Source organism: Arthrobacter globiformis (assembly GCF_030815865.1).
In the GTDB taxonomy this organism is placed as follows: Bacteria; Actinomycetota; Actinomycetes; order Actinomycetales; family Micrococcaceae; genus Arthrobacter; species Arthrobacter globiformis_B.
This window is the reverse complement of the sequence record NZ_JAUSXI010000001.1, coordinates 4,000,326-4,015,880: the sequence shown is the minus strand read 5'-3', so window position 1 is coordinate 4,015,880 and position 15,555 is coordinate 4,000,326. Positions and strand designations below refer to the sequence as shown.

The following is a 15,555-nucleotide window of genomic DNA, read 5'->3' as shown; positions in this document are numbered from 1 at the left end:
TGGGGATCGCCGCCAAGGTTCTAGTATTAATTCAATTCCTCCAGAACCACCTCCTGGCCCCGAGCCACCCCTGCACAGGCCAGTCCCGTAATGACGGGCTGGTCATCGGCTGCAACCCCTACCCGTGAACCTGTAAACCAAGGTAAGAGGCGCACTCATGACCCAGCCCGAGCACGACCCCTTCGGCTTCATCGGCCTGACGTACGACGACGTCCTGCTGCTTCCCGGCCACACCGACGTGATCCCCTCCGAGGCCGACACGTCCTCCCGGATCTCCAAGCGCATCACGGTCCAGACGCCGCTGCTTTCCGCGGCCATGGACACCGTCACCGAGTCCCGCATGGCCATCGCCATGGCACGCCAGGGCGGCCTCGGCGTCGTCCACCGCAACCTCGCGATCGACGACCAGGCTGACCAGGTGGACCGCGTCAAGCGCAGCGAGTCGGGCATGATCACCAACCCGCTCACCATCGGTCCCGAGGCCACGCTGCTGGAACTCGACGAGCTGTGCGCCCGCTACCGCGTCTCCGGCCTTCCCGTGGTCGACGACGGCAACCGCCTCCTCGGCATCGTCACCAACCGCGACACGCGCTTCGTGCCGGAGTCGGACTTCCCGATCCGCCTGGTCAGCGACGTCATGACCAAGATGCCGCTGGTCACCGGCCACGTCGGCATCAGCCGCGAGGAAGCTTCGCACAAGCTGGCCACGAACAAGATCGAGAAGCTCCCGCTGGTGGACGAGCAGGGGCGCCTGAAGGGCCTCATCACCACCAAGGACTTCACCAAGGCCGAGCAGTACCCGCTGGCCACGAAGGACGAGGAGGGCCGGCTGCGCGTCGGTGCCGCCATCGGCTTCTTCGGTGACGGCTGGGAACGCGCCATGAAGCTGGTGGACGCCGGCGTGGACGCCCTCTTTGTGGACACCGCGAACGGCCACTCGCAGGGTGTGCTGGACATGATCCGCCGCCTGAAGTCCGATCCGGTCGCGGCGCACGTGGACATCATCGGCGGCCAGGCCGCCACCCGCGAAGGCGCCCAGGCGCTGATCGACGCCGGTGCCGACGGCATCAAGGTGGGCGTCGGCCCGGGCTCCATCTGCACCACCCGCGTGGTGGCCGGTGTGGGCGTTCCGCAGATCACCGCCATCTACGAATCGGCGAAGGCGGCCATTCCGGCCGGCGTTCCCCTGATCGCCGACGGCGGTCTCCAGTACTCGGGCGACATCGGCAAGGCGCTGGTCGCCGGTGCTGACACCGTGATGCTCGGCTCCCTGCTGGCCGGCTGTGACGAATCCCCGGGCGAGCTCATCTTCGTCAACGGCAAGCAGTTTAAGAGCTACCGCGGTATGGGCTCCCTCGGCGCCATGCAGTCGCGCGGCAAAAACACGTCCTACTCGAAGGACCGCTACTTCCAGGCCGACGTCTCCGGCGATGACAAGCTCATCCCCGAGGGCATCGAAGGCCGCGTGGCCTACCGCGGCCCTCTGGCCTCGGTGGCGTACCAGCTGGTGGGCGGCCTCCGCCAGACCATGTTCTACACGGGCGCTCCCACCGTTGCCGAGCTGAAGGCCCGCGGCAAGTTTGTCCGGATCACCCCGGCCGGGCTGAAGGAATCGCACCCGCACGACATCCAGATGACGGTTGAGGCGCCGAACTACGGTTCCCGCTAGGCCCAGTCCCGCTGGTTCAGCTTGTCGAAACCGCCGCTGGTTGAGCTTGTCGAAACCGCCGCTGGTTGAGCCTGTGTCGAAACCGCCGTTGGTTGAGCTTGCCGAAACTGCCGTTGGTTGAGCTTGCCGAAACCGCCGTTGGTTGAGCCTGCCGAAACCTCGGTTTCGCAGGCTCAACCGGCGGACACGCCCGGGACTAGGCTGGAGCCATGTCCCAACCTCGCCATCCCGCCGAACTGAACCCGAAACGGGAACCCCGGCGGCGGCTGGCACTTAAGCCCTACGCCCGCGCTGTGGCCCAGGTCCTGCGCGTCAGCTTCCGCGCTTCGCCGGGTGCCGTGCTCATGAAGGTGGCCGGATCGCTGATCTCGGCGGTGCTGCCCCTGGTCACCACTTATTTCGCCGGCCTGACAACCACTGCGCTGGCGGCCGCCTACAGCGGGGACGCCGCCGCCGGCCGGCAGGCCATCGTCTACGTCATCATCACCGCGGCGCTCGGACTGTTCTGGGGCGCGTTCGGCAGCGTGGACCGCTACATTCAGCAGCTCATGAGCTTCAGGGTGGGTGCCATCGTGGGCGACCTGATGTACGAGCGATTCCTTGCGCTGGATTTCTGGCGTTACGACGACAAGGAAACGGTGGACCTCTACGACCGCGCCAAGCGGTTCTCCGATTCCTACGCCAGGGTCCTGGACCGGATCGCGGCCATCTTCACGCAGCTGGTGTCGGTGATCCTGGCCATCGGCGCGCTGCTGCTGGTGAGCTGGTGGATCGCCGTGATCGTGCTCGTCGCGATCGTCCCCAGCGTCTACCTGCAGTTCAAGCTGTCCCGCGAGCAGATCGCGCACTGGAACACCCAGGTGGATTCGCGCCGGCAGCGGCGGATGATCGAGACCAACCTGCTCCGCCCCCAGCACATCGCCGAGATGCGCCTGTACGGGATCGTCGGATACCTCATGGGACTGCGCTCCCGGCTCCGGGACGCGGACGAGAAGCGCCGGCTGGACTTCCAGAAGCGGTACATCCCCATGCAGCTGGCCGCCGACGCCCTGCAGTACGCCGCGGAAGTTGTCTCGCTGATCTGGGTGGTCGGCCAGATCATCGCCCGTGCCCAGCCGGTGGGGCAGTTCCTCTACGTCCAGCAGATCGTCAGCCGGGCGCTGTCCACGGCGAACAACCTGGTGTCCTCGCTCAGCTCGATCGATGAGGACCTCGCCAACCTCAAGGACTACGAGCTGTTCATGGCCCTGCCCGTCCACTCCAGCCACGCACCCCCGCTGCTGGAGGCACCCAAGACCGTCGAACTGCGCGACATCCGCTTCACGTACACCGGCAGTGACATCGAAGTGATCCGCGGCATCAGCATGACCATCCGCGAGGGCCAGCACATCGCCATCGTGGGGGAGAACGGCGCCGGGAAGTCCACCCTGATCCGCATCCTGGCGGGGCTTTACCGCCCGGATTCCGGGCAGGTGATGCTCGACGGGGTGGACCTCGCCGCCGTCGACGTCACCTCCTGGCACCGCCACCTGGCGGTGCTGAGCCAGGAGTTCCTCAAGTACGAGTTCGCCACCGCTGCAGAAAACATCCTGTTCGGTGACGTCGACTCGCCCCGGAACGACGAGCGAATCAGCCGGGCGGCCGCCGATGCCGAGGCACTGGATTTCATCAATAAGCTGCCCAACGGCCTGGACAACCATGTCAGCAACTGGATGGAGGATCCGCGCGGCCGCAAGGGGAGCGGGCTGAGCGGGGGGCAGTGGCAGCGGCTCGCCATGGCGCGCAACTTCTACCGGAACGCCTCCTTCATGGTCATGGACGAACCGACCTCCGCCATCGACGCGCTGGCAGAGCACCGCATCTTCACCCGGCTGTTCGCCGAGCGCAGTAGTACCATCATCGCCATCAGCCACCGGCTCGCCACGATCGAGAAGGCCGACATCGTGTACATGCTGGAGGACGGCCGGATCGTGGAGCAGGGCACGCACCGGGAACTGGTGGCTCTACGCGGCCGGTACTTCCGGATGTTCGAGTCCCAGCTCAGTGTTGAGGAGGCCGGGGGGATCTAGCTTCCGCCACAGTGGTCCGGACCCGGGCGAGGCTGGGCCGCGGAGAGACGCTGCTGAATCCGAAGGTCACCGGAGGGCTGATGGTGGACAGCGGTCCGGCGTCCCTGCCCTCCCAGCTGGCGACGGCGGAGCTGATGTGGTGCAGGTCGCTCACCCCGTAATACTCGAGCCTGCCGTTCCCCGCCGTGCCGAAGGTCCGGGCTCCCCTGGTGGCCACCGCCGCCAGCGGGCTGACAGCGGCCAGATGGCCCGGAGAGCCAAGGGACCGGCGTCGACCGTCCACGATAGCCCTGCCAGCACGGCAGAGACGTCCACGACGCGGACCTCCTCGAAGCTGTAGGTGGCGGCGATGAACTCAGCCACCTCGTCGGTTGGAGCAAGCAATACCCGCCGCCCCGTCGGCAGCTGGACCATCGCATCCGCGAACGGACCGAAGGGCGATTCCTGCCAGATCCCCACCACCGCGCGCAGTCCGGAGCCCGTCCCGATGCCTGCGATGTGGCCGTCGAAGACCCAGCGTCCGCCCATTCGGCCACTGTAGCTGGGATAACCTAGAGCAGTGACTTACGAGATTGAGATTGGCCGTGGCAAGCGTGGGCGTCGTGCCTACTCCCTGGATGACATTGCGATCGTCCCCAACCGTCGCACCCGTGACCCCAAGGACGTCTCCGTCTCGTGGCAGATCGATGCCTACAAGTTCGACATGCCGGTCATCGCGGCACCCATGGATTCCGCCATGTCCCCGGCGACGGCCATTGCGCTGGGCAAGCTCGGCGGCCTGGGCGTCCTGGACCTCGAGGGCCTCTGGACCCGGTACGAGGACCCGCAGCCCGTGCTGGATGAGATCGGCGCGCTGGCGGACGAAACCAACAGTCCGGCTGTCACGCGCAGGATGCAGGAGCTCTACCAGGCACCCATCCAGCCTGAACTGATCACGTCGCGTCTGGCCGAGATCCGCGCGGCAGGCATCACCGTGGCCGGGTCCCTGACCCCCCAGCGCACCCAGGAACACTACAAGACCGTGGTGGCCGCCGGCGTCGACATCTTCGTGATCCGCGGAACCACGGTCTCCGCCGAGCACGTCTCGAAGGACCACGAGCCGCTGAACCTCAAGCAGTTCATCTACGAACTCGACGTCCCCGTCATCGTGGGCGGCGCCGCCGGCTACACGCCCGCCCTGCACCTCATGCGCACCGGCGCGGCCGGCGTTCTGGTCGGTTTCGGCGGCGGTGCCACCACCACCACGCGCCGGGCCCTGGGCATCCACTCGCCCATGGCCTCCGCCATCTCCGACGTCGCTGCCGCCCGCCGCGACTACATGGATGAGTCCGGCGGACGCTACGCCCATGTGATTGCCGACGGCGGCATGGGCACCTCGGGCGACATCGTCAAGGCGATCGCCATGGGCGCCGACGCCGTCATGCTCGGCACCGCCCTTGCCCGGGCAGAGGAGGCCCCCGGAAAGGGCTGGCACTGGGGCCAGGAGGCGCACCACCTGGAGCTGCCCCGCGGCGACAGGGTCAACATCGGAACTGTCGGTCCGCTGGAAGAGGTGCTCTTCGGTCCGGGTCACCACACCAACGGGACCTCCAACCTGATCGGCGCGCTCCGCCGCTCCATGGCCACCACCGGCTACTCGGACCTCAAGGAGTTCCAGCGGGTCGACGTCGTGGTTTCGCCCTACGCCGGCAACTGACCTGCGGCCCCCGGCAACACAGTCCGCACCCTGCCCATCGGCAGACGTACGAAGTACTCTGGTGAACTACAACGTTCGATGAGGATGGAGGCCTGTCATGACCGGTTTCGGTGAACGTCCGGCGGTGACCAGGGGTGCACTCGGCCCCGAGGCGCGGGAGGCCGCGTTGGCCGCGCTAAAGGCTTCAACGGAGCCGGGCAAGGAACTAGACATCCTCATCGTCGGCGGCGGCATTGTCGGCACCGGTGTGGCCCTCGACGCCGTCACCCGCGGCCTGAGCGTCGGCATCGTGGAAGCCAGCGACTGGGCCGCCGGGACCTCATCACGGTCCTCCAAGCTCATCCACGGCGGCCTCCGTTACCTGGAAATGCTCGACTTCGCTCTGGTGAAGGAGGCGCTGCAGGAACGGGGGCTGCTGCTTTCCGAGCTGGCGCCGCACCTGGCCCGGCCGGTGCCTTTCCTGTACCCGCTGACCAAACACTTCGTCGAGCGGCCGTACATCGGCGCCGGCATCGCGCTGTACGACGCCATGTCCATTTCCGGCGGGCACAAGCGGGGCGTGCCGTTCCACAAGCACCTGTCGCGCCGGGGCACCCTGCGCGCCGCCCCGAGCCTGAAGGACGACGCCTTCGTCGGCTCGATCCGCTACTACGACGGCCAGGTGGACGACGCCAAGTACGTGGCAAACCTGGTGCGGACCGCCGCCTACTACGGCGCGCACGCGGTCAACCAGACCGCCGTCGTCGATTTCCTGCGAGAAGGCGAACGTGTGGTGGGCGCCAAGGTGGTGAACCGCGAGGACGGCTCCAACTTCAACATCCGCGCAAAGCAGGTCATCAACGCCACCGGGGTCTGGACGGACGAAACCCAGGCCATGGTCACCGACCGGGGCCAGCTGAAGGTGCGCGCGTCCAAGGGCATCCACCTGGTGGTGCCGCGGGACCGCTTCCAGTCAACGGTGGGGCTGATCCTGCGGACGGAGAAGTCGGTGCTGTTCGTCATCCCGTGGGGGCGGCACTGGATCATCGGTACCACGGACACCGACTGGCACCTGGACAAGGCCCACCCGGCGGCGTCCAGCAAGGACATCGACTACCTTCTGGAACACGTCAACAAGGTCCTCAAACGGCCGCTCACCCGGGAAGACGTGGAAGGTGTCTACGCCGGATTGCGGCCGCTGCTGGCCGGGGAAAACGACTCCACGGCCAAGCTCTCCCGCGAGCACATCGTGGCCCACCCCGTGCCCGGCCTGGTGGTGGTGGCCGGCGGCAAGTGGACCACGTACCGCGTCATGGCCAAGGATGCCGTGGACGAAGCCGTCCGCAGCATGGACGAGCGCGTGCCGCCGAGCTGCACCGAGACCATCCCGTTGCTGGGCGCCAGCGGGTTCAAGGCCGCCTGGAACCGCCGCAACCGGACCGCCGAGGAATCCGGGGTGCACGTGGCGCGCGTGGAGCACCTGCTGAACCGCTACGGATCCATGACGTCGGAGGTGCTGGCCATCATTCAGGACCGGCCCGAACTGGCCGAACCGCTGCCCGGTGCGGACGACTACTTGCAGGCGGAGGCAGTCTACGCGGCGACCCATGAAGGCGCCCGGCACGTGCACGACGTCCTGACCCGGCGCACCCGCATTTCCATCGAGGCGTGGGACCGTGGTGTGTCTGCCGTACCGGTAGTCGCTAAGCTTATGGGAGAAATTCTTGGCTGGAGCGATGCGCAGCGGGAAAGCGAAATCAAGCATTACCTTGCGCGGGTGGAAGCCGAACGGCTCAGTCAGCAGCAGCCCGATGATGAATCGGCCGATGCTGCCCGGCTGGGCGCGGAGGACATCGTTCCGCTGCGCTGATTTCGCAGACCGCCGCCGGACAGGCCCCGGCCTCACTGAAGGGACACCACTTGGCGGAACCACTGGACCGTTATGATGCCGAGCTCACCACACCGGACATGGTGATCCTCGAGCTGGATGCCGAGGACAAGGTGGACGCGGCCAGCCAGCTGGCGCGGAAGCTGTATGACGCCGGCCGCGTCTCAGACCTCGAGGGCTTCCTGGGGCACGTGAACGCCCGTGAGCACCAGCTGGCCACCGGCCTGCCCGGGGGAGTGGGCCTGCCGCATGCCCGCAGCGAGTTTGTCTCCGAGACCTCGATCGCCGTCGGGATCACCAAATACGGCAAGGCCCTCGACTTCGGGGCCGCGGACGGCCCCGCCACCGTGGTCCTGCTCATCGCCACGCCGGCGAGTTCGTTCTCCGACCACCTCGAAGTGCTCGCCACCCTGGCGCGGTCCCTGTCCAAGGAATCGTTCCGGGAGTCGCTGCGCCGGGCCTACGATGCCGACATCATCGCAGAGCTCATCAACTCAAGCCTGGTCTTCTTCGACCACTAAGAGATTGGGGCAGGCCCTTTCGTGTCGACTCCGTCGCCACGTAGGGACCCGGCTGCTCTCTAAGCCCCGCTCCTGGGCAGGCGTTTCGTTGTTCTACATGCGGACGAAGTAACGTTAAGGGGTGTGGAAAACAGCCCTCCAGCCCCGGTGGATCGCAGGCCTGGTCTTTGCGATCGCCGTTTCGGGCGTCTTTGTGCTCCTGAGCCAATGGCAGTTCGGCCGTTCCACGCAGCCAGAAGTGCCGGTCAGCCCCACCACGGAGCAGGTCCAGGCCCTGACCAAGACCCTGCAGCCCGGCGACTTCTTCCGCGGCTCGGTGGCGGACCAGATGGTCACAGCATTCGGCACCTACGATCCGGAGAAGCAGGTCCTGGTGCCGGGCCGCCTTAAGGACGGCAAGACCGGATACTGGGTGGTCACGGCCTTCGCGGTGACAGACGCCCCGGTACTCAAAGGCGCGGCAGCCTCGCCGAAAACCTACATACCGGTGGCCCGCGGCTGGATCGCCGATCCCGCCGACGCCAGCGCCCCGCCGTCGGGCGTCATCCGGTTGACGGGACGGCTCCTGCCGTCCGAGGCCCCGGTTCCCAACACGGCCCCTGAGCCCAGCCGGGCGACGGCAGTCTCTGTGGCCGAACTCATCAACGCCTGGAACGTCAGCAGTTACCCCGCCTTCGTTTCCGCCACGGCGGAAAAGTCAGGAACGGCCGACGTCGGTGCTGCCGCCGGCAGCGGCCTGGAGCCGCTCAGCATCGCCGCCCAGCCCCCGGCCGCGAAGGTCAACTGGCTGAATCTGTTCTACTCCGTGGAGTGGATCGTTTTCGCCGGCTTCGCACTGTTCATCTGGTGGCGGCTGGTCAAGGACGACTACCGCAGAAGCCTCGAGGACGCCGAGGATGACGCCGGTGGCCGCGGCGGACCCGAACCTACCCAACCCAACGAGATCCAACAAAAGGTACAGCCATGATCGAACCCAAGCCGGCCATCCAGCCCTCGAACCCTTCCGGGGCGGCGAAGAAGCGACGCTTTGGCGGCACGGAGGCGCAGATCCGCTCCGCCCTGAAGTTCTACAAGGTCATGGCCTACCTCACGGGTGCCATGCTGCTGCTGCTGTGCGCGGAGCTGGTGGCCCGCTACGGCTTCGGCCAGTACCTCTTCGCCGGCGGTACGGACGCCCTGACCGGCCAGCCGTTTGGCTTCGGCTTCGCCCAGGCGGAACCGAAGGGCGTCCTCGGCGGATTCAACGTGTCCGTGACCGTGCTCATCGTCCACGGCTGGATGTACGTCGTGTACCTGATGTCCAACTTCCGCCTGTGGACGCTGATGCGCTGGCCGTTCGCCAAGATGATCCTGCTGGCACTCGGCGGCGTGGTCCCTTTGCTGTCCTTCATCGTGGAGAAGAAGTTCCACGCCGAGGTTGAGGCTGAGCTGGCCGCCAACCCTCAGGCCGCCAGCCGCTACTGATCCGCGTTCCGTGCGTCACAGCGGGCCCGCTCAAGATGCGTCGGGACAAGCGCGCAAAGTAGGCTAGTACGGTGACTACTCCCACTGCATCCCAGACTTCCCAGAAGCCGGTGCTGGTTGTTGACTACGGTGCCCAGTACGCGCAGCTGATTGCCCGCCGCGTCCGGGAAGCGAATGTGTATTCGGAAGTGGTTCCGCATACCCACAGCACTGAGCAGCTCCTGGCCAAGAACCCTGCCGCCATCATCCTCTCCGGCGGCCCCGCCAGCGTGTACGCAGACGGCGCCCCAAGCGTCGGCGCCGACCTTTTCGAGGCCGGCATCCCGGTCTTCGGCATCTGCTATGGCTTCCAGGCCATGGCCAACGCCCTCGGCGGCAAGGTGGACAAGACCGGCCTGCGGGAGTACGGCTCCACCCAGACCACCATCCTCGGCGAAGGCCGTTCCGTCCTCGAAGGAATGCCCCAGCACCAGAACACCTGGATGAGCCACGGTGACTCTGTCCACGAGGCTCCCGAGGGCTTCGAGGTGCTGGCCACTACGGCAGGTGCGGAAGTTGCCGCTTTCGCCAACGAGGAGAAGTGCCTGTACGGCGTGCAGTGGCACCCCGAAGTGAAGCACTCCGCCTACGGCCAGCAAGTGCTGGAGAACTTCCTCTTCAAGGGCGCCAGGCTGGAACCGAACTGGACCACGGGCAACATCCTTGAGGAGCAGGTCGAGCGCATCCGCAAGCAGATCGGTGATGCCCGGGTCATCTGCGGCCTCTCCGGCGGCGTGGACTCGGCCGTTGCCGCAGCCCTCGTCCAGCGTGCCGTCGGCGACCAGCTGACCTGTGTCTTCGTCGACCACGGACTGCTGCGCGAAGGCGAGGCCGAGCAGGTGGAGCGCGACTTCGTTGCCGCCACCGGCGTAAACCTCTACGTGGCCAACGAGCAGGAGCGTTTCCAGGCGGCGCTGGCAGGCGTCAGCGACCCCGAAACCAAGCGCAAGATCATCGGCCGCGAGTTCATTCGGGCCTTCGAAGAGGCCGAGCGCGCGATCATCGCCGACGCCGCCGCGCATGGCGAAAAGATCAGGTTCCTCGTGCAGGGCACCCTGTACCCGGACGTCGTCGAATCCGGCGGCGGCGAGGGTGCAGCAAACATCAAGAGCCACCACAACGTGGGCGGTCTGCCGGAGGACCTGCAGTTCGAGCTCGTCGAGCCGTTGCGCGCGCTGTTCAAGGACGAGGTGCGTGCCGTGGGCGCCCAGCTCGGCCTGCCGCAGGAAATCGTCGGCCGCCAGCCCTTCCCCGGTCCCGGCCTGGGAATCCGCATCGTGGGCGAAGTCACCAAGGAACGCCTGGACCTGCTGCGCAAGGCAGACGCCATCGCCCGCGCTGAACTGACCGCTGCCGGACTCGACAACGACGTCTGGCAGATGCCCGTGGTGCTGCTGGCGGACGTCCGCAGCGTCGGCGTCCAGGGTGACGGCCGCACGTACGGCCACCCGATCGTGCTGCGCCCCGTCTCCTCCGAGGACGCCATGACGGCCGACTGGTCGCGGCTTCCGTACGACCTGCTGGCCCGGATCTCCAACCGGATCACCAACGAGGTGGACGGCGTCAACCGGGTGGTGCTTGACGTCACCAGCAAGCCGCCGGGAACCATCGAGTGGGAATAGAGTTGTGAAAATGGCCGGCCTCCGCAGGGAGGCCGGCCATTTTGCACTCCCGGGTAGCATGGCCGGCAACGGTGCGAAATGCGCCGCAACTTGGGCCGTCCCAGTGTTGCGGTCTCTCAACCGCGGCGGTTTCCGGCTACGCTCGAAACTATGCCCGTATGGTCCAAGGTGTCACGCGCAAGCACAGAAAAGAAGGCAGCAGTGTCAGTAGGTCAGGTCGACTCCGAGGGTTCGGAGGAGCTCAGGAAATGGCTGTCCGGGCTCAAGCCCGTTACGGGGGCAGACACCATGCTGCGCTTCACCAAGACGCCCGAGGGTTCCATCGACCTCACGCACGCGCATCCTTCGGGCCTGGCGCAGCTCATGGCCGGGCGCCGGACGCGGCTCTCCACGCTGATCCGTGACCAGCAGCAGTACGTCGTGGCCGCCCGGGCCTGCCGGAACCTGCGCTCCAAGATCTTCGAACTGGCCAATGACCGCGGCATCGAGGCAGGGTACTTCTCGGCCGGCACCGTGGTGTGGACCTCCGCCGTCGGGGGCAAACCGCAGCGTGTCTCGGCGCCGGTGATGCTGACCGCCATGTCGCTCACCATCCGGCCCGGGGAAGACGACTACGAACTTCAACTTACGGAGCAGGCGCGCATCAACCCGGCCCTGATCCGTCACCTGAAAACCATCCACGGGATCGTGTTCGACGTCAACGCCGTGACGCGGATGGCGTACAGCACTGCGCGGTTCGACCCCCTGCCCGTGCTGGACCGGATCAGCACCCTGGTCAAGCCGATCCACGGTGCCGATGTGGAGCACAACCTGCTCGTCTCGACCTTCGCGGACCTTTCCGGCAACCTCGACGATCCGTGGATCAACGGCCAGAACGAACTCGTGGCCTCGCTGGCCAAGGCAGCGTCGGGTGAGATCGTCGACGTGCCCGCGCTCCAGCCCGGGCGCTTCCCCAGCGTGGACGAGCGGGACCCGGCGGAAGAGCTCCTGCTCCTCGACGCCGACGCCGACCAGCAGTATGTGATTGACGCCGTCCGTGCAGGGGACTCGCTGGTGGTCAGCAGCCCGCCCGGCACCGGCCAGACGCAGACGGCCATCAACACCATCGGTGCGCTCGTGGACGAAGGCAAGACCGTCCTGGTGGTGGGCGACCGGCGAGCCAGCCTCAACCAGGTGGCCGGACGCCTCGAAAACCTGGGCCTGGACTCCATCCTTTTCCAGCTGTCCGGAAACGCAACACCGCAGCAGCTCAAAGGCCAGCTGGTGCGCTCCATCGTGCGCAATGAGAAGGCCCAAGAGCCGCGGCTCGGCAGCCTGCACAAGACGCTCACCGAGCACCGCCATGCGCTTCTTGACCACGTCGCGTCGCTGCACAACGTGCGGCAGCGGTGGGGCTGCTCGCCGTATCAGGCCATGCAGTCTCTCGCCGAGTTGACGTCCATCCAGCCCGCCCCGGCCACCACCGTCCGCCTCAAGCGCAGCGTCCTGGACAGCATCCGGGACCGCGAGGAGCTGGCCGGCCGGCTCAAGCGCGCCGCCGAACTCGGTGCGTTCAGCAGGGCATCGACCACCAGCCCCTGGCACGGTGCACGGCTGGTGACCCGCAAGGAAACCGAGGAAGCGCAGGAGCTGGCGCGTGCGGTGGCGAAGAAGCTGCCGCTGCTGCAGGAACGTATGAAGGACGTGGCCAGCCACGCCGAAATCCGTCTGGGCACCACCTTCGCCGAATGGGGCTCCCAGCTCAAGCTCCTGGTGGCCGTCCGCGAAAGCCTGGACAAGTTCACCCCCGATATTTTCGACCGGCCTGTGACCGACCTGATTTCGGCGACGGCGTCCTCGTCCTGGCGCAGGGAGCGGGGCATCGACATGGCCTCGATGCAGCGGTCCCGCCTGCGACGGGTGGCCAAGGAGTACGTCCGCCCGGGCGTGCACATTGCGGATCTGCACAGTTCTCTGGTGTTGGTCCAGGAACAGCGTGTCCAGTGGGCCGGGTACGCCACCACGCAGCGGCATCCGGCGGTGCCGTCCGGCCTGGCGGAGATCAGCGTCATGCACCGCGGACTGACCCGCGAGATGAAGATGCTGGGCGACGCTCTGCGGCATACGGCCGCCGGCGGTTCGCTCGAAAACATTCCCTACCCGGAGCTCATGGAGCGACTGGAACGGCTGGTCGCGGACACACAGACGCTGCAGACCCTGCCCGAGCGCACGCTGCTCATCGAGAACATGCGCGAGCACGGGCTGGGGGAGCTGCTGGCGGACCTCTCGGAACGCGAGGTCGGGGCCGGGTCGGTCGCTGCCGAACTTGACCTGGCCTGGTGGCAGTCTGCGCTCGAAGCGATGATCAGCGGAGACGACTACCTTGCCATGTCCGACGGCGACGCGCTGCGCCAGCTTGAGGCGGAGTACCGGCTCGCGGACAACGCGCACATCGTCAGCGGCGCCGGACGGCTGCGATGGAAGCTGGCCGAGCGCTGGCGCGCGGGCATCGAGGAGCATCCCCGCCAGGCGGACCTGCTCCGGAGCCTGCTCAAGGACGGGCGCGTCACGCTGGCTGCGCTGACGGCGCAGGCGCCCGGGCTGGTTCCCATGCTGGTGCCCGTCTGGTCGGTCAGCCCTTACCTCATGACCGGACTCCTCCCGGCCGAGCAAAAGTTTGACGCCGTGGTGATCCTGGACGCCGAGGCGACGTCGCTGCAGGCGGTGCTTCCGGCCGTCGCCCGCGCCCGGCAGGTGATCGTCTTCGGCGACGACAGGATAGCCAGCCCCCGCACCTTTACGGTCGCGGTGGAGCGGCTCGCCGCCGGCGAACAGTCGCACCACAGTGTCGAAAGCGCGTTCACCGCACTTTCGGCGGTGCTGCCGACGGCGCCGCTGCGCTCTGTCTACCGCGCGGTGGACGAGGACCTGGTGCTGCAGCTGAGCAAGAACTTCTACGACGGCGGCCTCCGCCGCCTGCCGGAGGGACAATCGGCAACCGGGCTGGACCGTGCGCTGACGGTGGAGTATCTGCCCGACGGCACCGGCCTGCCCAGCGCGGACCATGAGGGTGTCGAATCGGTGGTGGCCGAAGTCAAGCGGGTGGTTGAACTCGTGTTCGAACACGCCCGGCTGCAGCCCCGGACCTCGCTGGCTGTGGTGACCGCCAGCCTTCGGCACGCGGCACGCATCGGCGAGTCCATCCGGCTGCAGCTGCCCAACCATCCCTCGCTGTCCGGATTCTTCACGGCAGGTGAAGAATCCTTCCGGGTTGTGGACCTGGAACGCGCCCAGGGGCTGGTCCGCGACCGTGTGATCTTTTCGCCGGGCTACGGGCGGACGCCGCACGGCCGGGCCCTGCACAGCTTCGGTCCGCTGTCCGCCGAGGGCGGCCGGGCCAAGTTCGCCCTGGCCATGACCCGGGCACGGCAGTCGCTGCACGTCCTGACGTGCTTCAAGCCGGAGGACCTTGACCGGACTCGACTGGCCCACGGCGCCGTCGACCTTTTCGAACTTCTGGACCGTGAGATCTCCGGAAACACCGACCTGGGGACTCCTGCATCCCGGGCAGCGGCCAGTGAACAGGCCCTCGGGGCCGATCCGCTGGTTGCCGATCTCGGCGACCGGCTGCGGGCCCGCGGTGCCCGCGTGTGGCACCAGTACGACGGCGCCATCGATGTGGTGGCCGCGGCGGATCCGCTCAGCACCATGGGCCAGGACGACGCCGATATTCCTCGGCCGGTAGCCATCGAATCGGACGGCACCGAGCAGTACCGGCAGATGACAGTCCGGGAACGCAGCCGGCTGCGCCCCCAGTTGCTGGAGCGGCTCGGCTGGCGGTACATGCCGCTGTGGACCATCGAGGTCTTCACCGACCCCTCGGCGTGCGCCGACAGGATCGGCGGCTACCTCGGGCTTGAGAAGCCTTCGCCTTCGGTTCGCTCGGTTGGCGCACCGGGATTCTTCCTGGATGACGACGTCAGTACCCTCGCGGTGGGCGACCTCGAGCCTGAGCCGGGGCAGGAGACCGCCTACGAGAACCTCGATGACCGTTTCGGCGACGAGCTGAGCCGTGACGATGCTGACGAGCGGGATGCTGATCAGAGGGACGTTGACCAGCCGGAGGCGGATCAGACAGACGCTGATCGGACGGACGCTGGTCAGACCGGCACCGATCAGGCGGACGTTGACCAAACGGACCACGACACTTCCAATTCCGAGGCCGCGGGCGCCGGAGTAGGCTTCGGTTCTGAGACTAGCCTGGACGGGGCGGCCACGGAACGGAAGGAGGGCCCGGTGTGACTGACGGCGGGGCCGAGCGCAAAGACGGGACCGAGCGCAAAGATGAGCAGGCCGCGGCCGGGGAGAAGCCCGCAAAGGTGCGCCGCACCAAAGCCGGCGCGCAGCCGCGGACAGTCGCCGTTCCCAAGAGGGCTGCCGAGGACGATCCGCGCGCCTGGGGCGACGCGGAATCCGGCAACGACCACGACGCGTGGCTGAAGGAGCAGAAGCCCCCGCACTGGGGCTGAGCAACCGGACAAACACGCTGCGGATTTGCGCGGACCAGCGGATTTGCACGGACCGGCGGATTCGCGCAGACCAGAGGGTTCGCCCGGGGCAGAGGACTCG

Annotated in this window: 12 protein-coding genes; 11 read left to right on the top strand and 1 reads right to left on the bottom strand. The window is 67.2% G+C overall.

What is annotated here, in order from left to right; genetic code table 11:
• Positions 1 to 157: 157 nt before the first annotated feature.
• The 3 genes from guaB (at position 158) to QFZ33_RS24030 (ending at position 3,899) form a co-directional block, all read left to right on the top strand.
• Positions 158 to 1,669 carry an IMP dehydrogenase gene (gene guaB, locus QFZ33_RS18630; RefSeq protein WP_307029872.1) on the top strand — a complete coding sequence of 504 codons (1,512 nt, stop codon included), beginning with the start codon at positions 158 to 160 and terminating at the stop codon, positions 1,667 to 1,669.
• A gap of 209 nt (positions 1,670 to 1,878) precedes the next feature.
• A complete protein-coding gene (locus QFZ33_RS18625; protein ID WP_307029870.1) occupies positions 1,879 to 3,738 on the top strand; it encodes an ABC transporter ATP-binding protein in 1,860 nt (619 codons plus the stop codon).
• Between the two features lie 11 nt (positions 3,739 to 3,749).
• Positions 3,750 to 3,899 carry a hypothetical protein gene (locus tag QFZ33_RS24030; RefSeq protein WP_373427296.1) on the top strand — a complete coding sequence of 50 codons (150 nt, stop codon included), beginning with the start codon at positions 3,750 to 3,752 and terminating at the stop codon, positions 3,897 to 3,899.
• Here the strand turns inward: QFZ33_RS24030 and QFZ33_RS18620 are convergent.
• Positions 3,889 to 4,266 (bottom strand): hypothetical protein, encoded by a 378-nt coding sequence (locus QFZ33_RS18620; protein ID WP_373427295.1) that lies wholly within the window; start codon positions 4,264 to 4,266, stop codon positions 3,889 to 3,891. The genes QFZ33_RS24030 and QFZ33_RS18620 overlap by 11 nt on opposite strands.
• Positions 4,267 to 4,297: 31 nt before the next feature.
• On the opposite strand from QFZ33_RS18620, the gene QFZ33_RS18615 reads away from it, so the two are divergent.
• The 8 genes from QFZ33_RS18615 (at position 4,298) to QFZ33_RS18580 (ending at position 15,455) form a co-directional block, all read left to right on the top strand.
• The gene (locus QFZ33_RS18615; RefSeq protein WP_214852186.1) at positions 4,298 to 5,434 is read left to right on the top strand and encodes a GuaB3 family IMP dehydrogenase-related protein; all 1,137 of its coding nucleotides are present in this window, start codon (positions 4,298 to 4,300) and stop codon (positions 5,432 to 5,434) included.
• Positions 5,435 to 5,531: 97 nt separating this feature from the next.
• A complete protein-coding gene (locus QFZ33_RS18610; protein WP_307029868.1) occupies positions 5,532 to 7,283 on the top strand; it encodes a glycerol-3-phosphate dehydrogenase/oxidase in 1,752 nt (583 codons plus the stop codon).
• Positions 7,284 to 7,333: 50 nt separating this feature from the next.
• Positions 7,334 to 7,822: a PTS sugar transporter subunit IIA gene (locus QFZ33_RS18605; RefSeq protein ID WP_307029866.1), complete on the top strand. Its 489-nt coding sequence runs from the start codon at positions 7,334 to 7,336 to the stop codon at positions 7,820 to 7,822.
• A gap of 121 nt (positions 7,823 to 7,943) precedes the next feature.
• On the top strand, positions 7,944 to 8,789 hold the full coding sequence (locus QFZ33_RS18600; protein ID WP_307029864.1) for an SURF1 family protein: 846 nt from the start codon (positions 7,944 to 7,946) through the stop codon (positions 8,787 to 8,789).
• Positions 8,786 to 9,286: a DUF3817 domain-containing protein gene (locus tag QFZ33_RS18595; RefSeq protein WP_307029862.1), complete on the top strand. Its 501-nt coding sequence runs from the start codon at positions 8,786 to 8,788 to the stop codon at positions 9,284 to 9,286. Before QFZ33_RS18600 ends, QFZ33_RS18595 begins: the two co-directional genes overlap by 4 nt.
• A gap of 71 nt (positions 9,287 to 9,357) precedes the next feature.
• Complete coding sequence (guaA, locus tag QFZ33_RS18590; protein ID WP_307029860.1) at positions 9,358 to 10,947, top strand: glutamine-hydrolyzing GMP synthase; 1,590 nt, start codon at positions 9,358 to 9,360, stop codon at positions 10,945 to 10,947.
• A gap of 150 nt (positions 10,948 to 11,097) precedes the next feature.
• A complete protein-coding gene (locus QFZ33_RS18585; RefSeq protein WP_307029858.1) occupies positions 11,098 to 15,228 on the top strand; it encodes an AAA family ATPase in 4,131 nt (1,376 codons plus the stop codon).
• On the top strand, positions 15,225 to 15,455 hold the full coding sequence (locus tag QFZ33_RS18580) for a hypothetical protein (protein WP_307029856.1): 231 nt from the start codon (positions 15,225 to 15,227) through the stop codon (positions 15,453 to 15,455). Before QFZ33_RS18585 ends, QFZ33_RS18580 begins: the two co-directional genes overlap by 4 nt.
• Positions 15,456 to 15,555 lie beyond the last annotated feature (100 nt).